This window comes from Helicobacter sp. T3_23-1056 (genome assembly GCF_053654535.1).
Window position 1 is genome coordinate 23,275 of sequence record NZ_JBSIUU010000026.1, and the last position, 9,459, is coordinate 32,733.

At 39.6% G+C, this 9,459-nt stretch carries 8 protein-coding genes and 2 tRNA genes; 7 read left to right on the forward strand and 3 right to left on the reverse strand.

All coding sequences use genetic code 11. The features are described from left to right. Positions 1 to 202 precede the first annotated feature (202 nt). The 3 genes from ACWIUO_RS11305 (at position 203) to ACWIUO_RS11315 (ending at position 3,573) form a co-directional block, all read left to right on the forward strand. Positions 203 to 1,477, forward strand: a complete 1,275-nt coding sequence (locus ACWIUO_RS11305; RefSeq protein ID WP_454177994.1) for a cation diffusion facilitator family transporter — start codon at positions 203 to 205, stop codon at positions 1,475 to 1,477. Positions 1,478 to 1,986: 509 nt separating this feature from the next. Then, positions 1,987 to 2,062: transfer RNA gene (locus tag ACWIUO_RS11310), tRNA-Val, on the forward strand. A gap of 47 nt (positions 2,063 to 2,109) precedes the next feature. Next, positions 2,110 to 3,573 carry a glycosyltransferase family 2 protein gene (locus ACWIUO_RS11315; protein ID WP_454177995.1) on the forward strand — a complete coding sequence of 488 codons (1,464 nt, stop codon included), beginning with the start codon at positions 2,110 to 2,112 and terminating at the stop codon, positions 3,571 to 3,573. Positions 3,574 to 3,658: 85 nt separating this feature from the next. Here ACWIUO_RS11315 and ACWIUO_RS11320 read toward each other — a convergent pair whose 3' ends face one another. After that, on the reverse strand, positions 3,659 to 4,135 hold the full coding sequence (locus ACWIUO_RS11320) for a phosphoribosyltransferase (protein WP_454177996.1): 477 nt from the start codon (positions 4,133 to 4,135) through the stop codon (positions 3,659 to 3,661). A 55-nt stretch (positions 4,136 to 4,190) separates the two neighbouring features. Further along, entirely contained in the window at positions 4,191 to 5,372 is a 1,182-nt protein-coding gene (locus tag ACWIUO_RS11325) for a pyridoxal-phosphate-dependent aminotransferase family protein (RefSeq protein ID WP_454177997.1), read from the reverse strand. A 313-nt stretch (positions 5,373 to 5,685) separates the two neighbouring features. Between ACWIUO_RS11325 and ACWIUO_RS11330 the strand changes: the two genes are divergently transcribed. The 3 genes from ACWIUO_RS11330 (at position 5,686) to ACWIUO_RS11340 (ending at position 7,376) form a co-directional block, all read left to right on the forward strand. Next, positions 5,686 to 5,761, forward strand: a tRNA-Lys gene (locus tag ACWIUO_RS11330). A gap of 155 nt (positions 5,762 to 5,916) precedes the next feature. Continuing rightward, on the forward strand, positions 5,917 to 6,723 hold the full coding sequence (locus tag ACWIUO_RS11335) for a hypothetical protein (protein ID WP_454177998.1): 807 nt from the start codon (positions 5,917 to 5,919) through the stop codon (positions 6,721 to 6,723). Beyond that, positions 6,723 to 7,376, forward strand: coding sequence for a tetratricopeptide repeat protein (locus tag ACWIUO_RS11340; protein WP_454178002.1), 654 nt, complete (start codon positions 6,723 to 6,725; stop codon positions 7,374 to 7,376). The genes ACWIUO_RS11335 and ACWIUO_RS11340 overlap by 1 nt, the downstream gene beginning before the upstream one ends. A 93-nt stretch (positions 7,377 to 7,469) precedes the next feature. Here ACWIUO_RS11340 and ACWIUO_RS11345 read toward each other — a convergent pair whose 3' ends face one another. Continuing rightward, entirely contained in the window at positions 7,470 to 8,519 is a 1,050-nt protein-coding gene (locus ACWIUO_RS11345; RefSeq protein WP_454177999.1) for a hypothetical protein, read from the reverse strand. Positions 8,520 to 8,775: 256 nt separating this feature from the next. On the opposite strand from ACWIUO_RS11345, the gene ACWIUO_RS11350 reads away from it, so the two are divergent. Next, positions 8,776 to 9,291 carry a hypothetical protein gene (locus ACWIUO_RS11350; RefSeq protein WP_454178000.1) on the forward strand — a complete coding sequence of 172 codons (516 nt, stop codon included), beginning with the start codon at positions 8,776 to 8,778 and terminating at the stop codon, positions 9,289 to 9,291. The last annotated feature ends 168 nt before the right edge of the window (positions 9,292 to 9,459 follow it).

The following is a 9,459-nucleotide window of genomic DNA, read 5'->3' on the forward strand; positions in this document are numbered from 1 at the left end:
AACAAGACTTCCATAAAAATCTTGTTAAAAATGATAAGAGAAAATCTGCTTTAAGTTTAATTGAGCCAAAAAGTATTAAATGAAAAAGGGCTATAATAAAAGCAGGCAAAATCACATTTGACAAACATTTTACAAAGCAAAAAAGCATTGACATTGCAAAATCTGCTAAAATCTCATACTCCAAATCCGCGCAAGGACACAGATGCAACGCCCTACCCCACAACAAAGCCCTACCCCACAACAAAACCACAACCAACAGCAACGCCCTACCACACAACAAAGCCCAAATAACCAAACCTTACAAAGCAAAGATTGCGCTAGTAACACAAAAAACAATATAAAAACCATAATTTCCCTGCCTTTTAGCAAGACGCTAGCCCCCAAACTAAACTACATAACCTCCGTGCGCAACAACAAACGCGTATCTAGGCAATCAAATCAGCAAGAAGCCCAAAATCTATCCCAAACCAAAATCCAAAACAACCAAAATCCACCAAATCCACCAAATATTCCAAAAAACCAAAATCCAAACAAAGAAGCCAAAAAAGAACAAAAAGTGCTAAAAATCTCTATGTTTAGCTCGGCTTTTTTGGCGATTTTTGGGATTGGCTTTGGGGTGGCTGTAGGCTCGCTATCCATCGCATTTGATGGCTTTATCTCGCTTATTAGCGTGGGGCTTGGTGCGCTAAGCGTGATAACTTCGCGCTATATTTACAAAGAAGATGATGATGTGTTTCAATACGGCTATGTGCGATTTGAGCCTATGGTAAATCTTTTTAAATCATTAGTGCTAGTTTTTGTGTGTGTCTATGCGTTTATAAACGCCCTTAGTAGCCTGCTAAGTGGCGGATATGAGGTGTATCTAGGCGGTGCGGCGATATATAGTATGTGTGCGTTTATGTTTTGTTTTGTGCTTTTTATCTACACGCTTCGTGCGTCCAAAGCCCTAGAATCTGATTTAATCAAAGTGGATAATATCGAGTGGAAAATCGACTGCGTGCTGTATCTAGGCGGGATTGTGGCATTTGGCGTGATTTATGTGGTATTGAGCGGTGGGGGTAGCGAGGCAAACACGCTAGATTCTGGCACATTATCAAAAAGCACAAACGCCCTAGCAAGATATATCGACCCCGCGCTTTTGTGCGTGCTTTCATCGCTACTTTGCATAAGCCCTGCCAAAATCGCCATAGCGAATTTTAAGGATTTGATAATGGTAGCCCCAAAAGAGCTAGATGAAAAAATCACGCACATAATGGAGGAAATAAGCCAAAAATACGGCTTTAGGGACTATGACACGCACACGGCAAAATCTGGGCGGTTTTTTATGGTGGAGATAAATATTTTGGTGCGCGGGGATTATGCGGGGAAGGTGGCGGATTTGGACACTATCCGTGAGGAAATCCAAAACGCAATCGCCATACCAAGCTATAAAATCTGGCTATCAGTGAGCTGGACAACTAATCCACAATGGCTATGAATATATTTGATTTTATAAAGATTTTTTGCTTTTGAAAGATTTTAGATTGATTTGATAATGTGGGGTTTTTTGGATTTTGTTTTGATTTTTTTCACTTTGATTTTGTCTTATTTGATTTTGTCTTGCGTTTGATTTTGCTTTCTTTGTTTTTGTCTTGTTTTTTGATTTTGCTCGCTTTGCAAATTCGCAAAATCAAAGCAAAATCTTGCTAGGCTTATTTGGTTTTTTGAAAATGCGCTAACATTATCTTATATTGCCATTTTACAAAATCAAACACAAATAGACTTTATTAAGACAAAACAATAAAGCAAACATTAAACAAAAATACTTTATAATTTGGGCTTGTTTTGCAAAGCCAAAACTCGCATTTTTACAAAATAAATTCTAGCATTTGCGGTGTTGCTTGCGTAGCTTTTGATAGATTTTGGGGGTGAGCTAGACTTCAAAAAGTCTGCGAGCCATCAAAATCTATCAAATCTGCACAATGAATACCCAAAGGCGAATTTTTAGGTTCTGTAGCTCAGCTGGTAGAGCACTACCTTGACATGGTAGGGGTCGTTGGTTCAAGTCCAATCAGAGCCACCATTACTTCATTTATGCTTCTAAACTCTGCAATCAAACAAGGCACACCAATGCAAGACATTCCAAACACACAGGCAACGCAATCAAACACAACGCAAACAACAATAACAACACGCGCACAAGCAACGCCCCAAACTTTGACAACCCCACAAACCCCGCTTGTCTCTATCATTATCCCCATTTATAATGTCGCGCCCTATCTCAAAGAATGTCTAGATTCTATCATAAGCCAAAGCTATGAGAATCTAGATATTATTTTGGTTGATGATGGCAGCAGTGATGAGAGTTTAGACATTGCGCTAGATTTTGCTAGGCAAGATAAGCGGATTTTTGTGATAAGCAAGCCAAATGGCGGGCTAAGTTCGGCGCGAAACTTTGGGCTTGAGTGTATCAAAGGCTCTGCGTTGCGAGGGTTTTTTGAAAGCTCAAACAAATCGTCATTGCGAGCGAATGAAATGAGCGTGGCAATCCAAGATTTACAAACGCTAAATGTGGATTGCCACGATTCTAGCCTTTTTAACAAAAGCCTAGAATCTCGCAATGACATAAAAATTCAATCCCTCGCTCAAACCCACACATTTACCAAAACCTACAAAACCATCACAAAGCAAGAAATAGACGCGCATTTCACCCAAATCGCGCCAAATTTTATAAAAAGCGATTTGGAGCGTATCAATGATTTTATCACCCAAGAGTTGCCAAAAGACGCGCTTATTCACTTCGTGGATAGCGATGATACTATCACAAATGATTGCATACAAAAATGCGTGGCAAGACTGCTTAAATGGGATTTAGACATTGCGGTGCATAATTGGCTAGAATATGATGACACCACCAAGCAATCCACAAAAGGCGCGTATCTCTCCAATCTCAAACAAAATGAATACAACACAGGCTTAGAGCTACTCACACAAAACAAAATCTATGATTTTTATTTCTCGCCACAAGGGCTGTTTAGAGCGGAGATTTTAAACCGCTATGCCTTGCGCTACACAGAGGGCATCTACCACGAAGACCACGACTTTGGGACATTGCTATTTTGCCTAGCTTGTAAAGTCGCTTATGCAAATGAGGGGTTGTACATCTATCGCAAGCGCGCCACTTCTATCATCAATGTCCAAAAGCAAGCTGCTTTCCCCGCACAAATCCCTAGCTTTTTAGAGCCGTTGCGTGGGGATTTTAGCGATTATAAGTCATTGCGAGAGTATTTTAGGGCGTATTGCTTTGTGCGGCTAGGCTTTATCATTTGGGAGTTTTATGAGGCGCAGCTATCGCAAAATGGCGGGCAAAAGTTAGATTTTAGCGCGAAATATGAGAGGTTTTTTAGTAGCGTGATTTTGGGCTATGCGATGAAAGTCTTTAAAACCCCGCTCTCAAAAGATACACTAGGGATACAATCAATGCTTGCAACGCTTAAATTCCCTAAAATCTCGGTGTGGTGGCATTTTGTCAAAGATTTGCACCGCCAGCCAAAAAAGCTACGATATATTAGAAATATGCGATATTTTAGGTAGATTTTATCACGCTAGATTTTGCTATGCTAGATATTTTATCGCACTAGATTTTGAAACTTGCAATCTTTGCTTTTAATTGCAAATTTTAATCGCCAAGCATATCCACTTCCCAAAAAAAATCTATCCAATCCACATTTTCTCGCACAAAAAAATCAGCCCTCACGCCTGCATTTGGCTTTTGGAAAATCACCGCGCTTCTAAAATCTTTGGCATTGTGCGGATATGCGCTACGCAAAGATTGCATTACCGCGCTTAGACTGCGTCCGCTATCGACTATCTCATCGATGATTAGCACGCGATTTTCTTTTATGTGTGGGATTTGCCCTAGTGTGAGGGAAGTGCTAGATTTTCTATCCGTGTAGGAAGTGGCGTTTATGGTGTAGATTGACTCTGCGCGTAGATTCCATTTGAGAGAGAGAAAATGGCTCATACACATTCCGCCCCGTGCGATACATACGATAGCGTTAGGCACGCCAAAATCTGCCTCTATAAGCCCGCTTAGGATTTTCATATCGCGCAAAAAATCCGCGTATGGATAATATATGATTTTCTTAGATTCCACCTTACTAAAATCCTTAGATAAAATCCTTAATCAAAATACCAAAATCTATGAACATCTATCGTGCGTAAAATTCGCTCAAAAACGCAGCATTTCCCGCGCCATCAAATTTTCGTAGCCCAAGCCTATCTAGGGATATTTCTAGTGCATTTACCACCCAAGAAGCCTCATAGATTTCAATAAGCCCCATATGGTTTATGCGAAAAATCTGCTCTTTTATACTATCTTGCCCAGCCGCGACATTTACGCCTAGTTTTTTTAGCTCTGCGCGGATTTGCACAGCGTTTTCCCTCTCCAATACCGCGCTCATAGCAAGCGCAGGGGATTTTGGATAGAGGGCTAGCCCTAGTGCTTTTATCGCGGCGCGAGTAGATAGGCTTAGCTTTTTTGTATGCGCATAGATAGATTCTATGCCTGCTTGCAGGGCGTTTGTGTCCCATTGACTAGATTTGTTTTGTCCCAAAATCTCTTTGCCTAAAATCGTTGCCCCCATTGATTCTACGATTTCAAAATATTTCACAAGCCCTTGCGTGATAGTCGTAGGCGCAGTCCAAGCAGTCGTGTTTTTGCGCTGATTTTTTAGCTCTATGGCGAGATTGAAATAAAGCCCGATATTGCGCTCCTCTACGCGCTTTATCGCTGCGTTTGATAGCCCTATGATACTCATCGCAGGGGGTAGCATAAACGCCTTTTGACTTCCGCCGATAAGCGCGTCTATGTGCGTAGTGTCGATTTTTTCTACGCCCATAGCGGTAATCCCATCGGCGATTATCATTATATTTGGGTTGTAGTCTTTGATAGATTTTGCGATAGATTCTACGCCTAAGCGCAATCCCCCCGCTGATTCGCACACTTGCAAAGCAATCGCATCGATACTAGAATCCGCCTTTATCGCTTCTAATACCTCATCTACGCTTACAGGCGTGTCCCATTCGTGCTTTATCTCTTTGTAGGCTACATTGTGCGCTTTAGCGATTTTGCCCCATCTCTCGCCAAATTTACCACAATTTATACTCAAAATCTTTGAAGTGGTAAGGCTTAGCAAGCACGCTTCCATAGCGCCCGTGCCACTGCTAGCAAGAAGCAGGACTTCGGGCATTTCTAGCATTATTTTTAGTGCGGATTTTGCTTTGGCAAAAATGGCTTCAAACTCTTTGGTGCGGTGATGGAGCGTGGGGGTAGCCATAGCTTGGCGGATAGATTCTGGGATAGGGGTGGGACCGGGCGTAAAAAGTAGCATTTTAGATTCTCCTTTTGTGTGGTTTTGAGTATGATTTTGTGCTGTTTTGTTGCATTTGTAGGGGTTTGTAGCGATTTATCGCGCTTTTGTGTCATTATCTTTGTGGTATGGATTTTGCAAAAAGCGATTATACAATTTTTCGCATTATTTATGTCTAAATCAAACCTGCTTTATGCGTGATTTATAAAATTTTTGCTACAATATCGCTCGCCTTTTTTTAGATTTTGCGTATTTTGCGTTTATTTGGCGTGTGGATTTTTTGATTACGCTTTTTGTTTGTCTTGTTTTTTTGCTTTTTTTAGATTTGGATTTTGGAGGTGTAGCTCAGTTGGTAGAGCAACTGACTCTTAATCAGTGGGTCCAGAGTTCGAGCCTCTGCACCTCCACCATTTTTATTTTTTGTAGTTTTTTAGATTTTACTTCTTGTTTGCTTCCTTATTTAGATTTTAATTTAGATTTTACTTTTTTGGTTATTTTTCTTAGTAGTTTTATTTATGAGTCGCAAAAGATTTATAAGGATTTTATTTCATATTAGGATTTTGCTATGACTTTGTTTTATTTTTTGATTAGTTTTTTGGGTAGCAAGGGTGGAATCCCACAAGAAATCTATGATAGAGATTGCCAAAATAATAAAGATTTGGGTGAAATGATATTTAATGCAAGGCATAATTTAAGTTTGTGGGATTATATATTCAAAATTTTTGTGTTGATATTTTGTGGATTCTTTGCACTTGGTTCTTTTTATGCTGGTATAGAGCGGGACGAAATAGGATATTACATATTGATTGGGATATGTTTTGGCTTGCCTTGCGTAAATAGTTTGTATGATTTGATTTATCTACGCAAAAATCGCTTTTTTGTAACGGATAAAGGTATAGGATTTGAGCGGAGGCATTTTTTCACAATGCAAAGGATATTTTTCTACTTTGGCGAAGTAGGATTTTGCGAGAATTTTCCGTATTTTGCGTATAGAAAGGTTACAACTGCACCTGATATTTATATGCTATTTCCGCTAAAAACGCGTGTGGAGAAGCGATGGAGCGGACTGCAAATCAAAAGCGATTTTAAGATAGAAGTGCCTGTTTTAAACGCGCTAGGCGCATACATCTCGCCAAAGATTTACAATAAAATAAGCGAAAAGATTTACTTAAAAGAATACATTTTAGAGCAAACCAAAAAGGCGGTAGATTTAGGCGATTTGGACTTGCAGGGCGTAGAAGTCAAATGCCTTTACATAAACAACGGATTGCCCTATGCAATCTTTGGCGAAGTGGGCAAATCACAGAACAAAGAGCGTGAATCTAGCGATGATTCAAAGGATTTACGCGAATCGTATAGGGAGCAAATGTGATGTTAAATCGTGGCATTATAGTCGCGCTACTTGCGCTAAGTCAAGGCTTTTTGTGGATATATGGTGGGGTTATGTCGGGGTATATCGATAAATGCTTTGAAAATCAAACAGATTCGTGCAATGTGGTGCTAAAATGGCTAATTTTGCCTAGCGAAAATTGGTGCAATGCGCTTTTATGTCGTCCATTCGGTTGCAATGCGGAACTATGTCGCTCCATAGGCACTCTTTATGAGAAATCTAGGGATATGCAAAAAATGATTGGCTACTACAAAAAGGCGACAGATTCGGGCGATTATATCGCTCCACACGCACTTGGCATATATTATTACAAAAATGCGGATTTGGCAAACTCTACAAAATATTTGCAAATCGCTTGTGAAAATCCCAAAGCGATAAAAGAAAAAGCCCTAAACTCTGACTCTTGCTACAATCTTAGCGTTGCATTTTTTAAAAGCAAGGATTATGAAAACGCCCTGCATTACGCAAAAATCGCGTGTGATTTGAATGGGGCTAAGGCTTGTTATAATGCTGGTTCGCTAATAAAATCAGGGAAAGGCACACAAAAAAATCTCACAAAAGGATATGAATTTCACAAAAAAGCCTGTGAGATTGAGCCAAATCTTAAAGTGTGCGAAAAATATCAGCAAAAATAAGGCGTGATTCGCACGAATCAAAAATGTAAATTTTGATTCAAACATTGCGAATCTAGTGGTGATTTGCCATAGATTCACACGATTTACGCAAATCTAAAACCCTCGCAAATCAGAAAGCAGATTTCGCCATTGCAATTCTTGCAAACGCTCAAAATGCCCATTTTTGCCTTTGATAAAAACTTTGATTTTTTCAAAATACATATCCCCAAAAAAATACGATGACCCATCATTATACATACCATTTTTCTTTTTATAATAAGGCTTTATGCGCCAAAACCGCTTTAAATTCGCCTCATTTATAGAGATTTCAAAGCTCACAGTTATAGACAAAATTTTATCAGGCAAGTCTAAAATCTCATCACGAAAAGTAAAGCTCTCTCCACTCGTATAGCAAACACGGCTTGCTTTTAAAAAATCCTTAAATTTGCCATTATTGCCCTTGCCACTTGTCTGTGCTATGTCCGTGTAAATGTCCTCTTTGATTGTATAGAGTGTCCCGCCAAATTTCTTCTTGTTGATATATTTCCATTTGACATAATCCTCAAGAAAGCCATCGATATAGCCATAGTCCTCAATATAGCCCTCGCATTTATACGCCTTGCCATTTGATAAAATTTGCGGGGCTTTGGCTAAATTTGCCACAATTTCATCATCTTTTTCTTTTTCGCTTTGGGCGGTAAATTCATTGTATTTTTCGACAAACTCGCCCATTTTTGGTGCGCCATAATCTATGGCGTAGCGTTGTGCCATTTCGACATATCCTCTCGGGTCGCCCGGACATTTGCTCGTAAAAGGCACAAAATGAAAGCCCCCGCAAATGCTATCATAGCCTTTTTCAAAGAGTTTATCATACTGCGTTTGCAAACTCTCATACTCATCGCCAAAATGCGCTTTGAGTTTATCCTCACGCCTTTGCTCTACATTTGGCACATCGCGTGCTTGCGCCCTTTTTTTAGCTACGGCATTCATCTCATCATAGAGTTTTGGCTCGATTACATATTCGCCGTTGTAGGCATAGGCAAGGGTTTTTAGCTCTTTAAATTCGGCGGTTTGATTTAGTGTTGAGTTTGCCAAAAAATCACTACACGCGCTAAATACAAACACACACAACACAAAAGCCATCATTGTCAATGCTTTTTTCATTTATCTGCCTTAACTTTATGGATTATAAAGCAAAATTGTAGCAAATTTTGACTAAACACGCGAATCTAGTGGCGATTCACAGGATTTGCGTGAATCTAAAAAGTAAATTTTGATTCAAACTATCGCAAATCTAATGCGAATCCGTGTTTTTTAGATTCACGCAAATCCACGCAAATCAAATCCCCGCGAATCTAAAAAAAACTAAAAAGCAAGATTTGCTATAATCGCAATTTTAATTTATCACAAAGGAAAATCTATGGATTTCAAAAACGCGTTGCAATCATTGAATAATTTTGGCGATAGCTCACATTTAGATTTTAGCACGGGGCAGAAAATCTGTCGGTGGGTGGCGTTTGCGTTGCTAATCGTGCATTATTTTTTCTTTCGCATTGTGTTGGAGGGATTAACGCCGACATTTTGGTTAAGCGGGACGGGCATAGTCGCAATCGTGCTATCTGTGCGTTTAAGGACTTATCGTGTGGGCGTGTTTTTCGCGTATTTGCTATTTATCATCGTATCGGTGCTGTTTATAATGCTATTTTGCGGACAATTTGACCCCAAAGTCTATGAAGAACTAGCCAAAATAGCAAACAAAGAGGGGCTTACCATAGATGAAGTCGCTTCAAAGACAATCGCTGGTGGTGTCGTGCTTTGCGTTGTGAGTGTCGTTTGTATCGGGCTACTTTTTGTCAAAAAATGGGAAAACAAAATCCCAAGTATATTTTTAGGATTTTTGCTCATCGTGCCTATCGTAGCTCGCATATTTGGATAGGATTTCGCGCTCAATCTAGTGCGCGAATCTAAAAAAATCTAAAAAGCAAAATTCGCTATAATCGCAATTTTAATGAGGGGGATAATTTATATGAAAAATAACCTTGCACTATTCATTGTTTTGTCGTTTTGTGGAATCTTACAAGCAGATTCATTTAAACATAAAGCA